At 40.1% G+C, this 25,823-nt stretch carries 12 protein-coding genes and 3 pseudogenes; 13 read left to right on the forward strand and 2 right to left on the reverse strand.

The features are described from left to right. Positions 1–56 precede the first annotated feature (56 nt). The 8 genes and pseudogenes from ACLV7Q_RS03755 (at position 57) to ACLV7Q_RS03790 (ending at position 10,257) form a co-directional block, all read left to right on the forward strand. A complete protein-coding gene (locus tag ACLV7Q_RS03755; protein ID WP_411865985.1) occupies positions 57–2,888 on the forward strand; it encodes a G5 domain-containing protein in 2,832 nt (943 codons plus the stop codon). Between the two features lie 633 nt (positions 2,889–3,521). Beyond that, on the forward strand, positions 3,522–4,445 hold the full coding sequence (locus tag ACLV7Q_RS03760; protein WP_218757863.1) for an Rpn family recombination-promoting nuclease/putative transposase: 924 nt from the start codon (positions 3,522–3,524) through the stop codon (positions 4,443–4,445). A 191-nt stretch (positions 4,446–4,636) separates the two neighbouring features. Then, complete coding sequence (locus ACLV7Q_RS03765; protein ID WP_218757862.1) at positions 4,637–5,575, forward strand: Rpn family recombination-promoting nuclease/putative transposase; 939 nt, start codon at positions 4,637–4,639, stop codon at positions 5,573–5,575. A gap of 9 nt (positions 5,576–5,584) precedes the next feature. After that, positions 5,585–6,001 (forward strand): annotated as a pseudogene (locus tag ACLV7Q_RS03770) (flagellar assembly protein H domain protein); the annotation flags it as partial. A 160-nt stretch (positions 6,002–6,161) separates the two neighbouring features. Next, a pseudogene (locus tag ACLV7Q_RS03775) lies at positions 6,162–6,402 on the forward strand (ATP-binding cassette domain-containing protein); the annotation flags it as partial. A 308-nt stretch (positions 6,403–6,710) separates the two neighbouring features. Then, positions 6,711–7,580 carry an aquaglyceroporin Gla gene (gene gla, locus ACLV7Q_RS03780; protein WP_112444212.1) on the forward strand — a complete coding sequence of 290 codons (870 nt, stop codon included), beginning with the start codon at positions 6,711–6,713 and terminating at the stop codon, positions 7,578–7,580. Between the two features lie 1,083 nt (positions 7,581–8,663). Continuing rightward, complete coding sequence (gene tuf / locus ACLV7Q_RS03785) at positions 8,664–9,860, forward strand: elongation factor Tu (RefSeq protein WP_001040724.1); 1,197 nt, start codon at positions 8,664–8,666, stop codon at positions 9,858–9,860. A gap of 97 nt (positions 9,861–9,957) precedes the next feature. Beyond that, complete coding sequence (locus ACLV7Q_RS03790) at positions 9,958–10,257, forward strand: hypothetical protein (protein WP_225904745.1); 300 nt, start codon at positions 9,958–9,960, stop codon at positions 10,255–10,257. 39 nt (positions 10,258–10,296) lie between these two features. On the opposite strand, the gene ACLV7Q_RS03795 is transcribed toward ACLV7Q_RS03790, so the two are convergent. Beyond that, the gene (locus tag ACLV7Q_RS03795) at positions 10,297–11,379 is read right to left on the reverse strand and encodes a DEAD/DEAH box helicase (RefSeq protein ID WP_218757859.1); all 1,083 of its coding nucleotides are present in this window, start codon (positions 11,377–11,379) and stop codon (positions 10,297–10,299) included. Then, positions 11,376–12,353: a Gfo/Idh/MocA family protein gene (locus ACLV7Q_RS03800; protein ID WP_175880916.1), complete on the reverse strand. Its 978-nt coding sequence runs from the start codon at positions 12,351–12,353 to the stop codon at positions 11,376–11,378. Before ACLV7Q_RS03800 ends, ACLV7Q_RS03795 begins: the two co-directional genes overlap by 4 nt. 225 nt (positions 12,354–12,578) lie before the next feature. Between ACLV7Q_RS03800 and ACLV7Q_RS03805 the strand changes: the two genes are divergently transcribed. From ACLV7Q_RS03805 to ACLV7Q_RS03825, 5 genes and pseudogenes are all read left to right on the forward strand, one after another. Continuing rightward, positions 12,579–13,745, forward strand: coding sequence for an IS30 family transposase (locus ACLV7Q_RS03805; protein ID WP_411865986.1), 1,167 nt, complete (start codon positions 12,579–12,581; stop codon positions 13,743–13,745). 348 nt (positions 13,746–14,093) lie between these two features. Then, positions 14,094–14,996, forward strand: coding sequence for an Rpn family recombination-promoting nuclease/putative transposase (locus ACLV7Q_RS03810; RefSeq protein WP_218757199.1), 903 nt, complete (start codon positions 14,094–14,096; stop codon positions 14,994–14,996). Positions 14,997–15,001: 5 nt separating this feature from the next. After that, positions 15,002–15,424: pseudogene (locus tag ACLV7Q_RS03815) on the forward strand (hypothetical protein); the annotation flags it as partial. Between the two features lie 1,340 nt (positions 15,425–16,764). Then, positions 16,765–17,517: a YSIRK-type signal peptide-containing protein gene (locus tag ACLV7Q_RS03820; RefSeq protein ID WP_225904693.1), complete on the forward strand. Its 753-nt coding sequence runs from the start codon at positions 16,765–16,767 to the stop codon at positions 17,515–17,517. Further along, a complete protein-coding gene (locus tag ACLV7Q_RS03825; protein WP_218757200.1) occupies positions 17,462–25,789 on the forward strand; it encodes a hypothetical protein in 8,328 nt (2,775 codons plus the stop codon). The genes ACLV7Q_RS03820 and ACLV7Q_RS03825 overlap by 56 nt, the downstream gene beginning before the upstream one ends. Positions 25,790–25,823 lie beyond the last annotated feature (34 nt).

Below are 25,823 nucleotides of genomic sequence, written 5' to 3' on the forward strand. Positions count from 1 at the left end.
TTTTGGCTCGGAGTCAACAACCTAGAAACTAAAATAAAAGTAAAATTGGAGAAAATATGTCAAGACAATCAACTAAGAATAAAAAATATGCTCTACGCAAAATCGGAAAAGTTTTCGGTTCCTGTGTGGTGGCTACTGTCATTACCCTAGGTGGTGTTGCAATCATGGCACCAAATGTTACAGTTTATGCTTCAGATGGTGAATCGGGCCCCGGAGAGACTAATATTGCAGATTTCGCATCTAATGATGATGGGTATGAAGTTCGAGTGCCTAAAGGTAAAAAATATGTAAGAAATGATAAGGTTGAAGATCATACGCCAAGACTGATACATGAAGGTAAGGATGGTAGAAGTTTTATTTTAAAGGCTGAACCAAGTGAAAATCTGGAAGAAACTGATATAAACGACCATTTTGAAGATAAGCCTATGGGATCATTATTTGAGAAATTATACGATAAAGATGAAGATGATCAGATTGATCCTGAGTATAAAAGAGCTGATGCTGATACTATAAATGAGCATGCAGGTGATGATCTTACAGATGGGTCAGGCTTTAAGGAACCTAGAATAAGTGAAATTGACCCTAAATACCCTCATCGTGTTGATGCAGGGGTAACGAATATTGCTGACAAATATGACAGTAATAACGATGGAAAACCCGATAACGCTGATGGTGTGATTGATGGTCGGGATACTATTGTAGAGGCTAATAAACCGATAGAAGTTAATCCAGAGGCAGACGAAAATGTTGTGAAAGAAGATGGTAGTGTTGTACTATCTAAGTATTATCGTATTCATGTCAACAAAGGGGACACAGCCGATAAAGACGATGACATCTATGAAGTAGGAACAAAACCGAAAGTTGTAGAAACACCAATTGATTACCCAACACGTTATGAACGCGATGACAATATCCCAGAAGGTGAAGAACATGTTGAAGTAGCTGGTAAAGCTGGTAAAACAGTTACGACAACAACGTATAAGCTAAACGAAACTACAGGCGAAGTAACACCAAATGAACCAGAAACAGTAACAACAGATCCAGTAACGAAAGTTGTTAAACGTGGAACTCAACCAAAAGTTGTAGAAACACCGATTGATTACCCAACACGTTATGAACGTGATGACAATATCCCAGAAGGTGAAGAACATGTTGAAGTAGCTGGTAAAGCTGGTAAAACAGTTACGACAACAACGTATAAGCTAAACGAAACTACAGGCGAAGTAACACCAAATGAACCAGAAACAGTAACAACAGATCCAGTAACGAAAGTTGTTAAACGTGGAACTCAACCAAAAGTTGTAGAAACACCGATTGATTACCCAACACGTTATGAACGTGATGACAATATCCCAGAAGGTGAAGAACATGTTGAAGTAGCTGGTAAAGCTGGTAAAACAGTTACGACAACAACGTATAAGCTAAACGAAACTACAGGCGAAGTAACACCAAATGAACCAGAAACAGTAACAACAGATCCAGTAACGAAAGTTGTTAAACGTGGAACTCAACCAAAAGTTGTAGAAACACCGATTGATTACCCAACACGTTATGAACGCGATGACAATATCCCAGAAGGTGAAGAACATGTTGAAGTAGCTGGTAAAGCTGGTAAAACAGTTACGACAACAACGTATAAGCTAAACGAAACTACAGGCGAAGTAACACCAAATGAACCAGAAACAGTAACAACAGATCCAGTAACGAAAGTTGTTAAACGTGGAACTCAACCAAAACCGGGAGAAACACCAGAGACTCCACAACCGAAACCAGAAGAAACACCGGAGACTCCACAACCAGAACAACCAACCGCTCCTGAGGAAGCACCAGCTCAACCAGGACAGCCATCTGAGCCTGAAGACCAACCAGATCTTAAGGTAGCTCCGCCGACTATCGCTATTGTGGAAGAACCAAATAAAGCAAGTATCGAGGTCAAAGCACCTAAGAAAGATGCGGATACGGTCAAAATCACTTATCCTAAGAGTGATGGCTCTGGTGAGGAAGTTCTTAAACTTACCAAGCAAACTAACGGAGAATGGAGCTTAGACAAACAACCTGAAAATGTTACATTAGACAAGAAAACAGGTACTGTAACCATTCCACGAGAGTCAGTTGTCAATAAAGAAAAAGTCCAAGCTCAAGCCAAGCATAAAACGAGTGGTTATACTCCGTTTGTATACGCTGCTTTATCAATCGAAGAAGCAAACCCAGAGTATCCAGTAACGCTATGGGTAGATAGAGCAAGAACTGAACTTAAGAAACCAGTAGATGGCAAACAACCTGCTGGCGAGATTGCAGGCTACAAGTGGCTATCAAGTCGCTTAGAAGAAGGTATTTTAACGCATACATTTGAGAAAGTAGCGAATGGAACACCAAGCTCACCAGAAAGCTCAACTAGTCATCCAATGACTCCATCAAGTTCGCCATCAACTTCAACGCCAGAAAAACCAAACAAAGCTGAAACTCCAGCGGTTCGTACAGTATGGCGCGATGAAAACGGAAAAGACTTGAAAGTGCCATCAGTTGATAAACAAGAAGCAGGTGAAGTTCCAGGCTATGAATTTGTTGAGAGTCACCGTGAGGGAGATAACTTGACAGTTCATGTGTTTAGAACCAAGCAAGCTCAAACTCCTGCTCCAAAAGACCAAACTCCAAGTCCAGAACAGGCTGCAAGCCCAGCACCATCTAAAGTTTCAGAACAAAAAGGTGAAGCAGTGGCTACAGCTACATCAGAAAAGACAGTAGATAGTGCAACATCTACGAAAACATCTGATAAAGCAGAATTGCCAAACACAGGTACAGAAGCGAATGCTAGCTTGGCTAGCGCTGGTATCATGACCTTGTTAGCTGGTCTAGGATTAGGATTCTTCAAGAAAAAAGAAGACTAAAAACTCATAGTTTTTAAGAAGATGATTCGTCATCTTCTTTTTTGGCTCTTTGTCAACTGTAGTGGGGTGGAGAAAAGCTAATACTCTTCGAAAATCTCTTCAAACCGCGTCAACGTCGCCTTGCCGTAGATATATGTAACTGACTTCGTCAGTCTTATCTGCAACCTCAAAACGGTGTTTTGAGCTGACTTCGTCAGTCTTATCTACAACCTCAAAGCAGTACTTTGAGCAACCTGCGGCTAGTTTCCTCTTTGAGTTTCATTGAGTATAAGATTAAGAAGAGGCTGAGAAAAAGCCTCCCAAATCAGAAAAACGCATAGTATCAGGTGTTCAAAACTTGAGACTATGCGTTTTATTGTGGGAAGATTTACTTTATTTTCTCCGGAAGTTGAGTTTTGGTCCAGTCTCTTTAAATTATATGTTATCTTAAATTCAGAACAGAACATTATAACTTATAAAACATTGCTAGAAATTGATTCGACTTTACTATCTTATTTGTTCAGAGTTTATTTCCTTTTGCTATAAAGTTTGAATTTCTTTTGTTTTTTCTACTCTTTTTCCGAATAAATAGATAGAAGCATCAAATCTAGTAAATTAGATTAAAAAATGTGCTATAATGAAAGGAGAGCAAACATGACTGTACGTCATCCGGGCATCAGCCCAACCAATGACTTGGTTGCTAAGAAAATCTTTAGTAATCCAGAAATCACTTGTCAATTTATTCGCGATATGTTGGACTTGCCAGCAAAAAATGTGACCATTTTGGAGGGAAGCAACATTCACGTCTTGCCCTCCCTGCCATACTCGGCGCAGGATTTTTATACCAGTATAGACGTCTTGGCGGAGTTGGATAATGGGACGCAAGTAATTATTGAGATTCAGGTACATCATCAGAATTTTTTCATCAATCGCCTGTGGGCTTATCTGTGCAGTCAGGTCAATCAAAATCTTGAAAAAATTCGCCAACGAGAAGGTGATACCCACCAGAGTTACAAACACATCGCACCAGTATACGCAATAGCTATTGTGGATAGTAATTATTTTCAAGATGACTTAGCTTTTCACAGTTTTAGTATGCGCGAGGACACGACAGGTGAGGTTTTAACCATTACCAATAACGGTCAAGAAAACCATCTGGTCAAGATGGCATTCTTAGAATTAAAAAAATATAGAGAAACCAGCAAAGATAGCATTCGCAAACCATGGTTGGAGTTTTTCGGGAACAAACCCTTTACCCAGCAACCCGAGCGAGCCATCAGCCAAGCAGACCAACTGCTGGACTACAAGAGCTGGTCCGAGGAGGATAGGGAAATGTTTAGTGAACAACGCAGGCGTGAAGAACAAGCCTTACTCGCTCATGACTATGCCTTGGAAACAGCTAGGGCGGAAGGTATTGAACAGGGACTGGAGCGTGGACTTGAACGTGGGAAAGCTGAAGGTAGTTTGTCTATGCTACTAAATCTCGTTCGCCAAGGTCTTCTAACACCTGAGGTTGCAAGTGAGCAATTAGGCATGACCGTGGCTGAGTTTGAAGCGTTGTTGGCAAGACATGAGTGAGAAATCTGTAAATATTATACGATATGAAAACAATTAAAAAGAATAGCTAAATTTCTTGATGGAAAAGAGATTAGCTATCTTTTTTGTTAGGAAAGTTTGAACTTTTCACTTTCTTTTCCGAATAAATAGATAGAAGCATCGAATCTAGTAAATTAGATTAAAAAATGTGCTATAATGAAAGGAGAGCAAACATGACTGTACGTCATCCGGGCATTAGCCCAACCAATGACTTGGTTGCTAAGAAAATCTTTAGCAATCCAGAAATCACTTGTCAATTTATTCGCGATATGCTGGATTTACCAGCCAAAAATGTGACCATTTTGGAGGGAAGCAACATTCACGTCTTGCCTTCCTTACCGTACTCGGCACAGGATTTCTATACAAGTATAGATGTTTTGGCGGAGTTGGATAATGGTACGCAAGTTATCATCGAAATTCAGGTTCATCATCAGAATTTTTTCATCAATCGTTTGTGGGCTTACTTGTGCAGTCAGGTCAATCAAAATCTTGAAAAAATTCGCCAACGTGAAGGTGATACACACCAGAGCTATAAACACATCGCACCAGTATACGCTATCGCAATTGTCGATAGTAATTACTTCTCAGATGACTTGGCTTTTCACAGTTTTAGTATGCGAGAGGATACGACAGGTGAGGTTTTAACCATTACCAATAACGGACAAGAAAACCATCTAGTCAAGATGGCATTCTTGGAATTAAAAAAATATAGAGAAACCAGCAAAGATAGCATTCGCAAACCATGGTTGGAGTTTTTTGGGAACAAACCCTTTACTCAGCACCCCGAGCGAGCCATCAGCCAAGCAGACCAACTGCTGGACTACAAGAGCTGGTCCGAGGAGGACAGGAAGATGTTTAGTCAACTACGTATGCGTGAAGAACAAGCCTTGTTAGCACAGGACTATGCTTTGGAAACCGCTAGGGCTGAGGGGGTTGAACAGGGTTTAGAACGTGGTCTTGAACAAGGACTGGAGCGTGGAAAAGTTGAAGGTAGTTTGTCTATGCTACTAAATCTCGTTCGCCAAGGTCTTCTGACATCTGAGGTTGCCAGCCAGCAGTTAGGAATGACAGTTGCTGAGTTTGAGGAGCTATTGAAAGACCATTGTAAATAAGAATAATAAAAATACAGAGAAACCAGCAAAGACGAGGTTCGCAAGCCGTGGTTGGAGTTTTTTGGGAACAAGCCCTTTACCCAGCAACCCGAGCGAGCCATCAGCCAAGCAGATCAACTGCTAGACTACAAGAGCTGGTCCGAGGAGGACAGGAAAATGTTTAGTCAACTACGTATGCGAGAAGAACAAGCCTTGTTAGCACAGGACTATGCCTTGGAAACTGCTAGGGCAGAAGGTATTGAAAAAGGTTTAGAACAAGGTTTAGAACGTGGTCTTGAACAAGGACGATCTGAGGGTCTTGAACAGGGTTTAGAACGTGGAAAACTTTTTGCTTTCTTAGACATGGTTCGTCAACATGTTTTAACTTCTGAATTTGCCAGCCAGCAGTTAGGAATGACTGTCGCTGAGTTTGAGTCACTCTTGTAAACGAGCGAAAATGTTTAGCTAGCTATCTTGCAAAAAAATAAGTAGAGTTTATAATCCAAATACTTTTTAATACCAAGAATAAGCAGAGCCGGTTTTTCTAGGATATTTGGGTTAAGACGATTGTCTTGAATGCCTTAGGGAAACATGCTATACTACTTGTATGATTATTTTACAAGCTAATAAAATTGAACGTTCTTTTGCAGGAGAGGTTCTTTTTGATAATATCAACCTGCAGGTTGATGAACGAGATCGGATTGCCCTTGTTGGGAAAAATGGTGCAGGTAAGTCTACTCTTTTGAAGATTTTAGTTGGAGAAGAGGAGCCAACTAGCTGAGAAATCAATAAGAAAAAAGATATTTCTCTGTCTTACCTAGCCCAAGATAGCCGTTTTGAGGTTGCAGATAAGACTGACGAAGTCAGCTCAAAACACCGTTTTGAGGTTGCAGATAAGACTGACGAAGTCAGCTCAAAACACCGTTTTGAGGTTGCAGATAAGACTGACGAAGTCAGCTCAAAACACCGTTTTGAGGTTGTAGATAAGACTGACGAAGTCAGTTACATATATCTACGGCAAGGCGACGTTGACGTGGTTTGAAGAGATTTTCGAAGAGTATTATTTTTAAAAAATCTTTCCAGAAACTAGTTGCTAAATAGGGTAAAAATTGATAAAATAAGGAATATCTAAAAAATTTTAAGGAGAATCTAGCAAATGGATTTCACATGGGCACTAAAGTATGCCACTGAATTTTTGGGAACTGCCATTTTGATCATTCTTGGGAATGGTGCAGTTGCCAACGTTGAACTTAAAGGTACGAAAGGTCACCAAAGTGGCTGGATCGTCATCGCTGTTGGTTATGGTATGGGGGTTATGATCCCAGCCTTGATGTTTGGTAACGTATCTGGGAACCACATCAACCCTGCTTTCACTCTAGGACTTGCAGTTAGCGGTCTTTTCCCTTGGGCACAAGTGGTACCTTACATTATCGCGCAAGTCTTGGGGGCTATCTTTGGTCAAGCCTTGGTTGTGGCAACACACCGCCCATTCTACTTGAAAACTGAAAACTCAAATAACATCTTGGGAACTTTCTCAACTATTTCAAGTATTGACCATGGTACAAAAGAAAGTCGCTATGCAGCAACTGTTAATGGTTTTGTAAACGAGTTTGTTGGTTCATTTGTTTTGTTCTTTGCAGCTCTTGGTTTGACTAAAAACTTCTTTGGTGCTGAAGTGCTTCAATACATGAAACAAATGGCAACACAAGCAGGACAAACAGTTGATTTTTCTGACTTGGCTATTAAAGCACAGGTGGCTCCACACACTGCTTCAGGACTTTCTGTGGCTCACTTGGCACTTGGATTCCTCGTTATGGCCTTGGTAACATCACTTGGAGGACCTACAGGACCTGCCTTGAACCCAGCTCGTGACTTGGGACCACGTCTCCTTCATGCTTTCCTTCCAAAATCAGTTCTTGGTGAGCATAAAGGCGATTCAAAATGGTGGTATTCTTGGGTACCAGTAGTAGCACCTATTGCAGCAGCAATTGCGGCAGTAGCTGTATTCAAATTCCTTTATCTCTAAGAAATAGCTCCTTTAACATTTGAGTGAGCACCATCTATAAGTAAGAGAGGATCATACTGGTTCTCTTTTTTTGATTTTTTAGGGAAATGAAAGAAAATCGAAACAAACTCCTCTCCAGCAGTTGTTTAGAAGTCTCAGTAGGCTATTCAGCTTTAATGGGCTATAGTAGCTTGCAGTTGAAATAATAGCTCCTTGTTTCTAAAACATTGTGAGAAATTGGTTTGAATTCCCCAATCAAATTGTGCAGTTTTCATTCTACTATATATATTATCGGTGATGGGTTCCCTATCTTGTAAGTCTGCTTTATAGTGGGGTAAAGTTGGAATAGTCCGCCCTTCTTTCTCAAACATTGTGAGGAATTGATTTGCCTTCCTCAACAAAATGTTCAGTTTTTATTTCATTTTACTATAAAATAAGCGATTAGGGGGCTATTTTCGACCGACGTCCTTATCGTTTTATCTGCAATCTTATACTCAATGAAAATCAAAGAGTAAACTAGGAAGCTAGCCACAGGTTGCTCAAAACACAGTTTTGAGATTGTAGATAGAACTGACGAAGTCAGCTCAAAATAGTGTTTTGAGGTTGTAGATGAAGAGGTTGGGCAAAAACTCGACTTTAGGAGAAAATGAAGTCAATCTTCCCACAATAAAACGCATAGTAGCAAGGGTTCTCAAGACCTGATACTATATGTTTTTCTGATTTCAAAGACTTTTTGACCAGTCTCAACTATACCCATGGTAAGGCGACGCTGACGTGGTTTGAAGAGATTTTCGAAGAGTATTAAACCGATGTTGTGAGTAACTTTTACCTAGCTTCCTAGCTTCCTAGTTTGCTTTTGTAGTATAAACCAGAGACTGTTTGCATTCTCAGCAAGTGAGTGGATGAATAATGGTGAAAACTCCTTGAAGGATAAGTCTATTTAGTACTTTCTACTAGCTAGCTAAATTTTTACCAAGAATAATTCACAAAAACGTTGTAAAACACTTGCAATTTAGCTGAAATTTGATAAAATAGTAAGGAAAGTTAGACTGTATTGCCTACTGTCTATCTATAAAATATATTTTATTGGAGGCTTTTACTCAAATGGCAAAAGAAAAATACGATCGTAGTAAACCACACGTTAACATTGGTACTATCGGACACGTTGACCACGGTAAAACTACCCTAACTGCAGCTATCACAACTGTTTTGGCACGTCGCTTGCCTTCATCAGTTAACCAACCTAAAGACTATGCGTCTATCGATGCTGCTCCAGAAGAACGCGAACGCGGTATCACTATCAACACTGCGCACGTTGAGTACGAAACTGAAAAACGTCACTACGCTCACATCGACGCTCCAGGACACGCGGACTACGTTAAAAACATGATCACTGGTGCCGCTCAAATGGACGGAGCTATCCTTGTAGTAGCTTCAACTGACGGACCAATGCCACAAACTCGTGAGCACATCCTTCTTTCACGTCAGGTTGGTGTTAAACACCTTATCGTCTTCATGAACAAAGTTGACTTGGTTGACGACGAAGAATTGCTTGAATTGGTTGAAATGGAAATCCGTGACCTATTGTCAGAATACGACTTCCCAGGTGACGATCTTCCAGTTATCCAAGGTTCAGCTCTTAAAGCTCTTGAAGGTGACTCTAAATACGAAGACATCGTTATGGAATTGATGAACACAGTTGATGAGTACATCCCAGAACCAGAACGTGACACTGACAAACCATTGCTTCTTCCAGTCGAAGACGTATTCTCAATCACTGGACGTGGTACAGTTGCTTCAGGACGTATCGACCGTGGTATCGTTAAAGTCAACGACGAAATCGAAATCGTTGGTATCAAAGAAGAAACTCAAAAAGCAGTTGTTACTGGTGTTGAAATGTTCCGTAAACAACTTGACGAAGGTCTTGCCGGAGATAACGTAGGTGTCCTTCTTCGTGGTGTTCAACGTGATGAAATCGAACGTGGACAAGTTATCGCTAAACCAGGTTCAATCAACCCACACACTAAATTCAAAGGTGAAGTCTACATCCTTACTAAAGAAGAAGGTGGACGTCACACTCCATTCTTCAACAACTACCGTCCACAATTCTACTTCCGTACTACTGACGTTACAGGTTCAATCGAACTTCCAGCAGGTACTGAAATGGTAATGCCTGGTGATAACGTGACAATCGACGTTGAGTTGATCCACCCAATCGCCGTAGAACAAGGTACTACATTCTCTATCCGTGAGGGTGGACGTACTGTTGGTTCAGGTATGGTTACAGAAATCGAAGCTTAATTCGATTTAGTTCCCAGAAGAACAATTATTTAAGTCAGACACTAAAAGAATCTTGCTTTGCAAGGTTCTTTTTTTTCAGATATTGAACTAATACTCAATGAAAATCAAAGAGCAAACTAGGAAGCTAGCTGCAGGCTGCTCGAAACACTGTTTTGAGGTTGCAGATAGAACTGACGAAGTCAGCTCAAAACATGGTTTCGAGGTTGCAGATAGAACTGACGAAGTCAGCTCAAAACACCGTTTTGAGGTTGCAGATAGAACTGACGAAGTCAGCTCAAAACACTGTTTTGAGGTTGTAGATAGAACTGACGAAGTCAGTAACCATACATACGACAAGGCGAAGCTGACGCGGTTTGAAGAGATTTTCGAAGAGTATAAAATTGAATTGCTTACATAAAAAGTTCCATACACTAGATGTGTATAGAGCAATGGGGGATTATTTAATATAGAGTTCTTGATTTTTCAAGACAATTTCACGTACGCTTGTAAACTTTTTAAGTTTTTTGATTTCTTCTGGATGAGTGATGAGAGTAATAACATAACCTTCCTTGCCCATACGACCAGTACGGCCAGCACGGTGTGTGTAGGTTTCGCTATCTCTAGGAACATCAAAGTTTACGACGCATTCTAGGCTATCGATATCAATCCCTCGAGCCAAAAGGTCAGTTGCAAGGAGTAGGGTTAGTTGCTTATCTTTAAACTTTTCTAAGATGACTTTTCTAAATTTGACATTAACATCACTAGCGAGAGAAACAGCCAAGATATCACGATACTGTAATTTTTCTTCTGCACTTCCAAGGTCTGATAGGCTGTTAAAGAAGACCAGACCGCGGAAATCCTCCACATGAGCTAGTTTTCGTAGCATATCCACTCGGTGACGCTGGTCTACCTGCATGTAGAAATGTTGGATATTATCCAGTTTTTGATCAGAGAGATCAATGGTACGTGTATTCGGCGCAATCTTTTCTTGGTCAAACTTGGTCGTGGCACTCATGTAGACCAGTTGGTGGTCACGCGGTGCGTAGTGAGTGATTTTCTCTACAAAGTGTATCTGAGAATCATCTAGTAATTGGTCAAATTCATCCAGGATGATGGTTTCCACATTCATCATCTTGATTTTTTTCAATTTAATTAGTTCAAAGATACGGCCAGGGGTTCCAATCAGAATTTCTGGTCCTTTTTTGAGTCGTTCAATTTGTCGTTTTTGACTTGAACCTGATAAGAAGAGTTGGGGAGTCAAGCCGATAGCTTCAGCCCACGTTTTACATACATCGAAAATCTGTCCAGCAAGTTCTGTATTTGGTGCTAGAATCAAGAGTTGTTGGGCTTTTTTCTTTTGTAGTCTGAGAAGACTTGGTAGGAGGTAAGCTAGGGTCTTACCTGTTCCTGTTGGGCTTACTCCTAGAAGATTTTCTCCAGCAAGAAGGGGCTCAAATAGTTGAGTTTGAATGGGGGTGAATTCTTGGAAACCGAGTTGGTCACTCAGTTCTTGCCATTCAGTCGGTAGTTTGGTTTTCATTTTTCTGCCTCAAATCTAATGCCAGCAGTCTGGCGCATGGTATATAGTAGCTCATGAACAGAGCCTGCATCATCCAGCCAATTCTGGTAGAGTGTCTGGTCTGGTTGCTGAATCATCTGTGCAAATGTAGCGATTTCCTCAGTCATTGTATGAGGAGCCTGTTGGATAGGGAGCTGGACTTGATTTCCTTGGTGGTCGGTAAAAATAGCTGAGCGAATATGCTCAATCGTGTTGAGGGTCAAGGTTCCATCTGTTGTGTAAATTTCGCAAGGAAGATTGGAAGTGATGTTTTTCCCAGCCTTGATGTGAACTTGAAAGTCTGGGTAGAAGAGAATTCCGTCACCATTTAGGTCAATGCTATTGTCAAGCTGTTGAGACTGGTAAGTCGCGTCATTAGCTTTTCCAAAAAGGCGAACGGCAGCGTAGAGAGGATAAATCCCCAAATCCATAAGAGCTCCACCAGCAAAACGGTCTGAAAAGACATTTGGTGTCTCCCCAGCCAACAAGTCAGGCATCTTGGAAGAATACTTGGCATAGTTGAAATCTGCTCCCAAAATTTGTTTGTCTGCTAAAAAGTTTTTGATGATAGTGAAAGCTTTTTCATGGTAATTCCGAGCTGCTTCAAAGATAAAACAGCGATTTTTCTTAGCTGTATGTCTCAAGTCTAGCCATTCTTGTGGCTGAGTGACAGCTGGCTTTTCAAGAATGACGTGTTTACCAGCAGACAAGGCAGTTTTTGCCTGAGCAAAATGCAAGGAGTTTGGACTGGCAATATAGACCACATCAAAGGAAGATTTGAAGAAGACTTCTAATTGATCGAATAGTTGGATATTCTCATAGTGAGAAGCAAAGGTTGCTGCGGTTTCAAGTTTCCTAGAATAGACAGCGACCAGCTGGTATTTTCCACTAGCATGGGCTGCTTCTATGAAGTGGTGGCTGATAGCGCCAGTGCCGATGACACCTAATTTAAGCATAGATACTCCTTTTCCGATTTTAAATCCTTCTTTCATTATAACATAGATAGACGGGACTATCCAACAGAGGGGAAAAAATTTCAAATAAGCGATTCGCTTTCTTCTGAAAAAAGCGTAACTTCTCAAAGTAACTTCCACTTGCCTGACCAAAGTGGAAATTAGTCTAAAACGGATTTTTATGGTGGAATTAAGTGTGAGACGTTTGAGTTAGAAATGAGGTCTACTATGACAAAACATAAACATCTTACCCTTTCAGACCGTAATGATATCCAATTAGGCTTAGAGCGCGGCGAAACCTTCAAAGCTATCGGGCAACTTATTCTAAAAGACCCAACCACTGTTTCTAAAGAAGTCAAACGAAATAAACAAATTAGAGACTCTACCTCTAACAACCTTCCTTGCCCTCTACTCGACAAAGCTCCCTTTGTCTGTAATGGTTGCCCTAAAAGAAGACAGAATTGTGGCTATAAGAAGATCTTCTACCTCGCTAAACAAGCTCAAAAACAATACGAACAAACTCTTGTCGAAGCTCGTGAAGGAACTCCCCTCAATTCCAAGACCTTCTGGGACATGGACAAAGTCATTTCTGATGGGGTTAAAAAGGGACAACACATCTATCATATCCTCAAAACTCATAACCTTGATGTCAGCTCCTCAACTGTCTATCGACACATCCGAAAAGGATACCTATCTATCGCTCCTATTGACCTAGCCAGAGCCGTTAAATTCAAAGAAAGAAGAAAAAGTAAGCTACCTTCCATCCCTAAAGAAGCTAAAAAAGGCCGTTCCTATGAGGATTTCCAAAACTATTTAGCACTGAATCAACTAGACTCTTGGCTAGAAATGGATACAGTCCTGGGCAGGATGGGAGGTAAAGTCCTACTCACCTTCAATCTCTCTTTCTGTAACTTTATCTTCGCTAGACTGCTGGATAATAAAACTGCCCTTGAGGTTACCAAACACCTCTATGACATCAAGAACACTCTTCACCAAGCTGATAAAGATTTCTGTCAACTCTTTCCTGTCATTCTTACCGATAATGGTGGAGAGTTTGCAAGGGTTGATGACATCGAAATGGATGTGCGAGGAGAGAGTAAACTCTTCTTTTGTGACCCTAATCGCTCTGACCAGAAAAGCAGAATTGAGAAAAATCACACGCTAATTCGCGACATTCTACCTAAGGGAACTTCTTTTGACAATTTAACTCAAGAGGACATCAATCTCGTCTGCTCTCATGTCAACAGCGTCAAACGTGCTGCTTTAAATGGAAAGTCATCCTATGAACTCTTTACCTTTACCTATGGAGAAGAGATTCCTAAGCTTCTCGGTATTTCTAAAATACCTGCAGAAGACGTCTGCCAGTCGTCTACATTACTTCAACATAAGTTCTAAAAACTAATCTTTAACCCCATTCAAACGTCTCACACTAACTTCCACCCTAGCGGAACTTAATCTGAAACGCTTTCAGATGAGGGGATTTTGTGCGCTCTTTTTTTCGATTCCTTTCGGCTACAAAAGCTATAAAATCAAGCATGTTTAAAACCAGTGGAACTTACCCTGACACGGATTTCCACTGGTTTTTACGATTTTTATCAGACTAACTTCCACTTGGATGAGCGGTGGAACTTAGTTTGGGAATTTAGCCTTCTGAAAAAAGCTTTCTTTTCCGAATAAATAGATAGAAGCATCAAATCTAGTAAATTAGATTTAAAAATGTGCTATAATGAAAGGAGAGGAAATATGATTCTCAGACATCCGGGCATTAGCCCGACTAATGACTTGGTTGCTAAGAAAATCTTTAGCAATCCAGAAATCACTTGTCAATTTATTCGCGATATGTTGGACTTGCCAGCTAAAAATGTAACCATTTTGGAGGGGAGCAACATTCACGTCTTGCCTTCCCTGCCGTACTCAGCGCAGGATTTTTATACCAGTATAGATGTTTTGGCGGAGTTGGATAATGGTACGCAAGTTATCATCGAAATTCAGGTTCATCATCAGAATTTTTTCATCAATCGTTTGTGGGCTTACTTGTGCAGTCAGGTCAATCAAAATCTTGAAAAAATTCGCCAACGAGAAGGTGATACCCACCAGAGCTATAAACACATCGCACCAGTATACGCTATCGCAATTGTCGATAGTAATTACTTCTCAGATGACTTGGCTTTTCATAGTTTTAGTATGCGCGAGGACATGACAGGTGAGGTTTTAACCATCACCAATAATGGACAGGAACATCATCTAGTCAAGATGGCGTTCTTGGAATTAAGAAAATACAGAGAAACCAGCAAAGACGAGGTTCGCAAACCGTGGTTGGAGTTTTTCGGGAACAAACCCTTTACCCAACAACCTGAGCGAGCTATCAGTCAGGCGGACCAACTGCTAGACTACAAGAGCTGGTCCGAGGAGGACAGGAAGATGTTTAGTCAACTACGTATGCGAGAAGAACAAGCCTTGTTAGCACAGGACTATGCCTTGGAACAAGCTGAAGAAAAAGGGTTGGAGAGAGGTCGTGCAGAAGGCGGTTTCGCGATGTTAGCAAATCTAGTTCGTCAAGGTATTCTGACTTCCGAGGTTGCCAGCCAGCAGTTAGGCATGACTATGGCTGAGTTTGAGGTGCTGTTGAAAGAACATTACAAATAAGACCTAGAAAATACAGAGAAACCAGCAAAGACGAGGTTCGCAAGCCGTGGTTGGAGTTTTTTGGTAATAAGCCCTTTACTCAGCAACCCGAGCGAGCTATCAGCCAAGCAGATCAACTGCTAGACTACAAGAGCTGGTCCGAGGAGGATAGGAAGATGTTTAGTCAACTACGTATGCGTGAAGAACAAGCATTATTAGCACAGGACTATGCCTTGGAACAAGCTGAAGAAAAAGGTTTAGAGCGTGGACTTGAACGCGGTCGTGCAGAGGGTATTGAACAGGGACTGGAGCGTGGACTTGAACGTGGAAAACTCTTTGCCTTCCTAGATATGGTTCGCCAAGGACTTCTGACTTCCGAGGTTGCTAGTCAGCAGTTGGGTATGTCAGTATCTGAGTTTGAGATGCTATTGAAGGACCACCATAAATAAGACCTAAAAAATACAGAGAAACCAGCAAAGACAAGGTTCGCAAGCCCTGGTTGGAGTTTTTTGGGAACAAACCCTTTACCCAGCGCCCCGAGCGAGCCATCAGCCAAGCAGACCAACTGCTGGATTAAAAATTAGGAAATATCGTGTAGAAAATAGTAACAGATTTTATCTCTTTGTGGGATGAAGTCTGTTTTTTTTGTATGGTGGGCAGGTCCTACATCTGAGTGGCAAGTTCTCCGTAGGTATCCGCTATCAGTTAATACATAGCATATATGAATGAAATAAGAACTGAACAAATCAGTCAGGAAAGTCAAAGTAATTTCTATCAATGTTTTAGAAGTACTAGTGAACTATTCCAAATTCAATATTCTATAAACGAAAATCAAAAAGCAAGCCAGGAGACTTATGTAGGATAGCTCAAAATACTAATCTTAGATTGAATAATCAATAGATTTAGAACAAACATAATGAGCTGAAGCTGGGATAGTACAAGGGGCTTTTAAAATATTGTTATAAATTGATTTAAATTCAAGACTAATTTGTTTGATTCTTGTTTTATTTTGTTTTAGTTTCTTTTTATAGTGAGTTGAATTTAGAATAGCACATCATAGTTTCTAAAGTATTGTTAGAAAATACTTTAAAATCCCCTTATCAATTTGTTCATATTTTATTTCAATCTATTATATTTCCAAGCTTGATTATCATGAGGTAAGGGCTGAAAGTGGTCTAGGGATAGGAGTGATTTTGGAGATGAGAATCGTCAAAGGAAGGAATAAGGAGATTGTGGCTCTAGGAATAGGAGATAGTGAGATGAAATAAAAGCTAACAATTCAATTTCTAACCAGCTAACCATTTAATCTTGCTGCAAATAGGTATCGAATAAGTCCCGTAAGTCTTAGACATTTTTCAGAAACTGATGATAAGCTCTTCCAATCAAAAAATAGGGAGGGTTTTTCAAACTAAAATCCGGATTCATACTTGGTTTCTAAATTATATTTAATATATTCACACTACTAAAAGCCATCCAATTATAACTATTATTATACTAAAATTTTCATAAATAAAGATATAGAAAAGTTATTAGTTTCTAGGAAATAAATCAAAAAAGCGTATATCTATAATCAATATAATAAACATATACTAAAAAATTTTCTAAAAATCAAGATTTTTGGATGATTAGATGGTAAATTCGGGGGGGGGTATGGTATAATTATTACTAGACTGTACACTGGGTGCAGTGGGTTAAATAGTGCTATCAATACTATTTAATATCATGTGAGTTTGAAGATGATAAGGCTATTTTGTTTTCAAAACAACTTACAAAAAAGGAGAAAGATTTCATGGACTTTGGAAAATATAACAAAGAAAAGGTTTTCCGATATTCGATTCGAAAATACCACTTTGGTGCTGCCAGTGTCGCGGTTGCGGCATTGATGTTCTTTGCTAATGGAGTAGCTGCTCAAGCTCCTGCAGTATCTTCGGCAACAGCCAGTGATGTAGTTGCTGGATCTTCTGGAAATTCAGATGGGAATCCAGGAACCTCGGATGAGGAAGACTCGAGCAAGGCTTCAACTAGCCAGCCAGCTGAACTTAAAGCAGCTGATGAGGTGAAAACGCAAGAAGCGCCAGCTGAGGAAACCAATCAAGGGCAAGCAGGAGCTGAGTCTAACTCTGCTCAGTCCGAGACAAATCCAGCTAACCAAGAACCTTCTCAAGCAGGAGAAGTAACAGAGCAAGAAGAGCCGACCGTCGCTGATACGACAGCAGCCAAATCGACTCAAGGGAATCTGCAAGCTTTGTTGGCAAAACTAACGCTTAGCTCAATGCAGGAACTCCATGCTGAAGTGGAAGAGCGTTTAGCAGCAGCTAAGGCAGTTTTGGAAGATCCAAAAGCGACGCAAGCGCAGGTTGATGAGCAAGCAAGACTGATGGCTGAGCTTACGAGCCGTGTCAATCAAGCCTTGACACCTAGCCTAGACACTCCAACAATCTTGGAAAGGGCTGGTCTGACATCTACAAGTCTGACACCTACTGGACTTGCTAGTCCAGAGGGGGGCTACGACTGCGCAACCAAGTGGAGGAAAAGGTCGTAGAAGAGCTTTGAGCGAGCCTACATCAGATGAAAATCAAGTTAGGCCATCTGCTGGAGGAGACTCAACAGGTTCTGGAGCTGGCTCTCAAGCTACTCCACAGACGCTCCCAACCTACACAAATACAGAAGGTGAAAATGGTGTTTATGGACTAAAAGATGAATTAGAGTTCATCACTGAGCAACTCCGAGCTAACGGAGCATCGGCAGATAAAATCCAAGCAGCCAAGGCAGCCGTTGATAAGTTCAATGAAGCCTTCTCTAAAGGCGACACTATCAGTCAATCAGATTTTGATGCGGCCTTAGCAGACCTGAAAAAATCGCGTGAACTGATCGAAGGAGTCCTCTCTGAAAAAGAGGCTAATGGAGCGGTTGTTTCAAGTCCCCTTGAACCACGAGCTTTGAATGGTGGTTCATCTGACTATGAAGCTATTCCAACTGAGGATGAATCAGCAAGAGCTGACAATGTAACCATCCAACCGCGCACCAGCACTACAGGATGGTCAGGTTTCCGCTCGATGCCGGCAGGAGCACAAACACGTACGAGACGTGCGCCTGGACAGGATAGAGCGATAGCTACAAGAAGTGGTATAGAATCAGCGGACTACGATACAAAAACAGGTTACTTATTTGAGAGTGGTCAGAATAGTTCTCCCTACCCTAAGTATTCTTATGTATTCTATTCAAAAGGTGGAGTAGGGAATACTTATTATGAAGGTGGAAAGATTAGCGAAGCTTACCAAGGGTTTCACATCAATGTTCGACCAACAAAAACAGGTTTATACTGGCAGATAACGGTTAATGAGAACCATAAAACGCTGGGAGTCAATAAGGTTTACTTTACCCTTCCACAAGGTCAAGTTCTAAAGAGCGGATCTGTATCTGTTCAAACGTTTAATAAAAATGGTGGAACATTACTAGAAAGACCAACAGTAACATCAGGAGAAGATGAGCTGAAGAACGCTTTGTCAAATGCTTTTAGAAATCTTCCTCAGGATTCGCCTTTTAGAGGTGCGGAACTTAAAGATGTAGAAAAAGGAACAAAAGATAAAACAAACGCAAGGATATCAAATATAGGAACAACTCAAGCTCAACGTTTTAAAGTCGGAACTTTAGAAGATATTGCTAGAGAACAAACTTACGGAGCTGGTTATCTAAACAGAGGTTTCTATAATAGACGAGATATTGAACCAAGTAATTTACAAAAATATTCAGATGCTAAATTTAGCACCATTCAGAATGATGTTCGTGATGTGTATACTTTCTCGTTAAATAGTGGTGATGACCATTCTTATAAAATCACTTTTGAGACAAGTGGTTCAAACGACTTAGGTAAATTAACTTACGCTGGTGGTCTTAAGCGTGTAGAAAATGCTACTCGTCAATTAATCAACCAATGGTATGCAAGAACACCTGAAGAAAGAGACGACACAGACAAGTTCAAGTTTAAAATAAGCGGGAATGGATACTTTAAGGTTGATCAGCATAAAGCGTATGTTAATTTTAATGCGGGTGTTAATGGAAGGCAAATCAAAAAAGAAGGAGAGAATGTAGCGTTAGACTATCCACAATACATTGATAAGCCACTTGACGCTGGTACAAAAGGGGTTTTAACGTACTCTGGAGATCTTACCGTTAATGGTGCTTTCAATATTGATTTCACTTCATACGGGGAGTACAGTGATGAAAATGATCAACCAATTGAGAAACAAAAAGGGAAACAAGAAGCCAATCAGAGAAATCAGAGTTTTAGAGTAATTGACGAAGATACTAATAAGGTATATGATTTAACAACGGATGCTGGTAAGAAGCAAATGACTATGGACATTATTTCGAAACCTGGTGTTCATAATTTCCGTTATGTACGTAGATTCCCAACTGATAATTCTTCTGATGATGGGAAATTGAGCTTTGTAACAAAACCTAAGACACCAACGCTTGAAGCATTGACTAATAAAGCTGAGATTGCGACTAGTGTTACCGCTAGCGGTGGTACAGAAGGTTATAACATGGTTCTCTACCGTAAGTTGGATAATGGAAACCTTGAAAAAGTTAAAATGCTTGAAAATGGCGTAGAGAAGGACGCTATAGTGAAAGCAAATGCTAAAGGGCAAGCTACTTTTACAGGTGTAGAATTACCCCAAGGTAAGTACGTTGTTAAAACGGTTATAGATCAGGATTGGATTGATTATGACGGTAGCAAACAACCAATTGTTGAGTCAGATAATAGTGCAGAGATGACTGCTACCGTTGGTCAAAAGTTTGCTACTAAACCTGTTATTACTCAGGATGTGACAGACTTATCTCTGGCAGTTAAGATTGGTCAAGATAATGCTACTAAGGCTGTAGTTCGTTATACTGATACGAATAGCAAAGAGCAAAATGTTACATTTGTCAAAGGGACTGATGGAAACTGGAGCAAAGAAACAGCGACAGCAAACTCAGGGATTAGTATTCAGTCAAGTAGTAATGGAATAGCAGTAGTTACATTACCGAATGGAACAGCAAAACCAGCCTCTACTGTCTATGCTAAACAAAAGATTGAGAATAAAGCCTATAGTGAGGAAGCATCAAAAGAGGTTTCTCAATTACGTATAGGATTGTCTAATGGTCTTGGAACGGACATCAGACGAGATAAATTTAAAACACTAGTACCGGACTGGCCTGCTACAGCAAATACACTCAAATTTATAGCTCAAGGAAACACTAAAATTACAGATATAGCTGTCACTGGAAGTGAGTCTTTAGGCATTAACTGGGTAAAAGAGGGAGTCGGAGGCACAAGAGCATCTATCAAGGCGAATAATCCTAGTGGCTTCTCTAGAGATAAAGGAGGAGTTCATCCTCTGACAGTAACTGTTACTACAGAAAATGGTAAAAAGGAAACATTTGAGACTAGTGTAATTATTCCACCTAAGGCAGGAACTTTTGAAACAACTAACGAGCAATTAAAAGAAAAAGCAAGTGAAAAACCAACGATTAAAGTGAAAGACTTGAATACAAATCTTGGTTTTGGAAATATTACTTCTCCTGAACTTGAGTGGAAGGCCTATCTTGTAAAAGGTGGTAGAGACGCTGAACCTGATTATCAAAACTATTACTTTAAATCAGCTACTGATTATACAGTCTTAGCTTCGTCAAGTATAACTGCTGATGGTAAGGCAACCTTTGATGCTGCAAGTTATAGACAGACGAATGTAGGAACAGATCCGTTAAAAGTCGTCACAGCTTTAGTTCACAAAGGTACTGATACAATCTTTGATGGAGTTGTATCGCCTCTAAGCACAAGTACAGTTCAGGCAACTTCTCAGAAACAACCTTTCGCAACGAAACCAGTTCTAGCAACAACTCCGAATGGAGATGTGACTGTCAAAATAGGACAAAACGGAGCTACATCTGCGGTTGTTACTTATGAGGTAGAAAATGGAAGACAACCTGTAATACTCCAAAAACAAAATGGCACTTGGACTAAGTTTGAAGGATTAGGGCAAACTCCAGCTACGGTTGTAAATGCTGCAGATGGTACAGCGATGGTTACAGTTCCATTTGGTACCGCGCGTTCAGGAACACAGCTTAGTGCACAACAAAGAAGTAATGATACAGATCCGAGTGAGGCAGCTACAATTACTGTTCCAACAGATACGACAGTACCTGAAGTTAAAATTGGGACAGGAGATAATGCTCAAACATTACCTCAATCACGAAATGACTCGGATGCTAGGGAAGCTGTATATGAAGTGGTTCAAGGTCAGGCATTCAGACCAGAACTAAAAGCCTGGGATAATTTTGAGAAGCTAACGAAATTTAGAATAGATAATTTGCGTCCTGGCATAACAGCTACTAATGCAAATGATGCCTTCAATACGACGACTAAGTACAGTCAACAAGCACCATTTAGTCCAACATTCACAGGGAATATACCTGAGGATACAATACCAGGTGTCTATACATCTACTATAACAGTTAGCGATGGAACAACGGGTGATAAGAACTATTACTTTAAGTATAAGGTTCTTCCAACCGCTCCAACAGTGACACCTACTACTCAGACAGGTAACCAAGTGTTATCAAATGATAGAACTCTAAAGGGAACGGCTACAGCTGGTGCTAAAATCAAAGTAACAGTTGCAGGTCAGACAGTGGCTGAAAATATCCAAGTAGGAAGTGACGGACATTGGACAGTAAACCTTAGAGAAGGGTTAAATAGTAACCATGCTAACCAGACTCAACTAGTTGCTAAAGACCCTGTAGCTGTTACTCAGACGGTTAATGGCGTAGAAAGTCCTAGCACAAATGTTACTGTTGCGGTAGGTTCGACAACTATTGAACCATCAGAAACAGGTGGAACTAGTTTGTACGCAGGAGCTAAAGAAGTAGTCGTAAAAACACCTCATGATGCAGGTATGTTCTACTTGAAATATACAGATAAAGATACTGGAGCTACAAAAGACTTAGGATTCAAACGCACTAGTATTGATGGACCGTGGACTTCGGTAGATTCGTCACAAGCAGTAGTAAAAGGTACTCCAACGAAAGATGGTTTCACAGAAACAGTGACAATCACAATGAAGAAACCTATCAAAGCGGGAACAGCCAGCACGAAGACCAATATCTCAGAAGGAAACTATGGTACACCAGCAGATTGGCAAGCTATTTCTGTGACAAATGAGGCACCGACACTAGCTGGACCTCAAGGAAATACAACAACAATCGAAAAAGGTGGACAGTTAAACTTAGATACGCTAGTCACAGCTCACGATAAAGAAGACGATCAAAATGCAACACTAGGGAATGGTGTGACAAAAGAGATTGTTTCGGTAAATGGAGTTGCTGCGACAAAAACTGTCGATGTTAATAGACCAGGTTCTTATGTTGTGAAATACAAAGCAACAGATAGCCAAGGAGTATCATCGTCTGAATTAGATGTAACGGTTAAAGTTAAGCCAACAGCACCGACAGTAACTGCAGGGGATAACGGTGACGTAACAGTAAGACCAGCAATGCAGGATAATGTGAATACAGTAAGTTTCACCTATACAAATGCTAATACGACAAGTCCTACGAATAAGACGGTAACAGCCAATAAGACAAATAATAGCTGGTCACTGACAGGTGCTCCGACAGATGGTGTAACAATCGATGCCACTACAGGTGTAGTTACGATTAAAGACCGAGAAATCAAAGACAATTCACAAGTAACAGCCAAATCAGTCACGACTGATAATGTAGAAAGTACTACTGTAACAGCCAACTCAAAAGTTGGAGATCGTGTAGCACCAACCTTTACTTTTAGCGATAAGTATACAGAAGTCGTGAATGGGGAACGTGTTGTTTATGTGACACCGACAGAAGAATTAAATACCAACCCAATTACTTTGGGAACTGTAGAAGATAATTCTGGTAAGTTGAGTGAAGTAGCCTTATTCCAAGGAGACTCGAGAACAACTACTCTGAAATATGGATTAAATTACAACAAAAAAGATAAAACAGATAATGGAGATGTCTCTGCACCATATGATATTCAGTTTACCGGTCTAGTACCAAAACTAAATCCTGATACAAATAGAGCATGGGATCTAACGAGAAACAACGGGAACTTAATAACTCTTTATGCTTCTGCAACAGATGCTGCTGGTAATCAATTGAAGAGTATCAGAAACACTGCTGATGAGCCTACTCGTGTTGTAATTAGACTTTTAACTCAAAAAGATAAGTATACTCCTCAAATCTCAACGCAGATCTTGAATAAAGATATTACTGCATCTAACGCGACGGTAAGTGAAGCTGAGTTTACTAACATCAAGCAACAGCTAGATTTCTCAGCGAGCAAAGGAGATGTAAGAATCGCTCGTAATACCGATGGTTTAACTATTGAGCGTAAAGACAATGGTGTGATTAAACATAAGGCGGATACGGATACTTATTATGTTGAGGCAACTGTGACTTATCCAGATGGAACAAGGGAAGATTTTGAAATTCCATTAGACCAAGGAGATAAAGTAGCTCCGAAGGTAAAAGTAAATGGTGTCGAGTTAAAAGACAATGTGACCGAAAACCCTACTTTTGTAGTATTCCGTGGTGCTACATTTAATCCAACATTCGAAGTTAATGATAACTCTGGAACAACAACTTATCTAAAAGCATCGGACCTTCCAACAGGGCGTGAATTCGTTAAAGACGAGAGCATGTCTAATGGAACAAATGCGCAAATCAATAGTGATAATACAGTTCCAAATACTGCAGTTTTAGGTGAACATGAGGCAAAAGTTTTAGTCAAAGATGCTTCAAATAACCAAAAAGAATACAAATTCAAGTATATTGTTGCTGATGTTGAATTAAAAACTTCTGAAAAAACAGTAGAATTCAACTCAACATTAGGAGATGCACATGAGTTTGTTAAAGCGGTTGTTGCTTCAAATTCGGATGGAGATGATAAATACTATCCAAGATCAATGACATTCAAATGGTCTAAGGACAGCTCGGATGTAGCAAATGATACTCAACTTACGACTCCTGGAACTGTAACCTATAAAGCAGTGGCTGATTTTTATAATCAAGGTGGAAAATACACTAAAGATATTGCTGGAATAGGTAATGGAGTAACTATCTACGCACCGGATAAGATAGAAAAACCAGTTACATTTAAAGTCAAACCAACAGCGCCAACAGTAAGACCACAAGATAATGGCACTGTGCTTATTACACATGACAACCAGCCGAATGTAAATCGTATTAGTGTAACATACACAACTCAAGGAGATAATCCAAGGGAAGTGACATACACAGCGACGAAGAATGGTGATTCTTGGTCATTTGGTTCGGGTGCCCCTTTGACAGTAAATCCAACAACAGGAGAGATTAAACTTAAAGACGGTTATGTGAAAGAAGGTTCAACGGTAAAAGTTAAAGCTCTTACTACACCAACAACAGGAAATGTAGAAAGTACTGAAACTACTGAAACTGTAAGAAATAGAGACCACCAGTTCCCTACAGTAACATTCCAAAACGTAGAAACAGATGCTGATGGAAATCGCGTAGTGTATATCACACCAACAGAAGAAGCTAATTTACCAATAGCAACGTTTAATGACAATTCAGGGAAATTAGTAGCAGCTAATTTTGTTGGATATGATGGAAGTCCTACTAATTTAAGTAGTGTAAATCTTGAATTTTCTAATAGATTTGCTAAAGATAGCGCTGAAACACAACATGATGCACCAATTACATTAAATGTTACAGGTAAGTTATCGAAAACAAATCCTGCTGATAGAAATAACTTGTGGACAGATGGAGGAACGATTGGAACTATTTATGCTGATGCAGAAGATGTAGCAGGAAATAGGTTGCATGAGTCTCCAGGAGCTAAAGACAATACTAAAAACAGTCCAACACGTGTGATACTTAAAGCAAGAACACAAGCAACTAAATACATACCTACTATCACTACTCAGCCGTTGGAGAAATATATTACTGATACGACGAAAGTGACTGAGACTGAGTTTAACGCTATGAAGGAAAACTTGACTTTCACTACGACAAAAGGTAATGTAAATGTAACTAATAAAACATCAGACTTAACAGTTGCTATGAAAGACAGTGGTTTAATTAAGTCTAAAGAGGATGGTAGTCATTATGTCGGAGCAACTGTGACTTATCCAGATGGAACAAGGGAAGACTTTGAAATCCCGGTTAAGAGTATAAAACCAGCTGTACCAACTGTAACTCCTGAAACTAACGGAGATGTTACAGCAACTCCAGTAGACGAACCAAATGTCGATAAACTAGAAGTAACTTATACTCCAGCAGATGTAAATCAATTGCAAGATAATGGAGATGTGACGAAAACTCCTCAAGCAGAGACAAAAGTTGTTGCTACTAAGGATGATAATAATCAATGGAGCATTACAGAAGGTGCGAAAGATGGTATTAGCATAGATCCGAACACTGGTAAAATTACATTGAAAGACCAAGTCGTTAAAGGTCAGTCAAATGTTACAGCAAAAGTTTCAGCTCAAAATATTTCAAGTGACAGCGCTAGTCAAACAGCTGCTAATGGAGATACTACGTTACCAGTTATCGGTGCTTCTTCGAAACTTGTCGAAGCTGGAAAAGAAGTCAATATTCCTCTTGAGCTATCAGACGCTGGAGTAGGTATTGATGAAAGTAATATCAAAGTTACAAACTTACCAGAAGGTTTGCGTTACGATGCAGCAAGCAACTCTATCAAAGGAACGTTGAAAGATGTTTCTAAGAGCGATATAAAAGTAGCTGTTTGAGATAAGAATGGTAATAAAGCTGAGAAAACTATTT

Origin of the sequence: Streptococcus mitis (assembly GCF_965111725.1) — a bacterium.
Taxonomy (GTDB): domain Bacteria; phylum Bacillota; class Bacilli; order Lactobacillales; family Streptococcaceae; genus Streptococcus; species Streptococcus mitis_DV.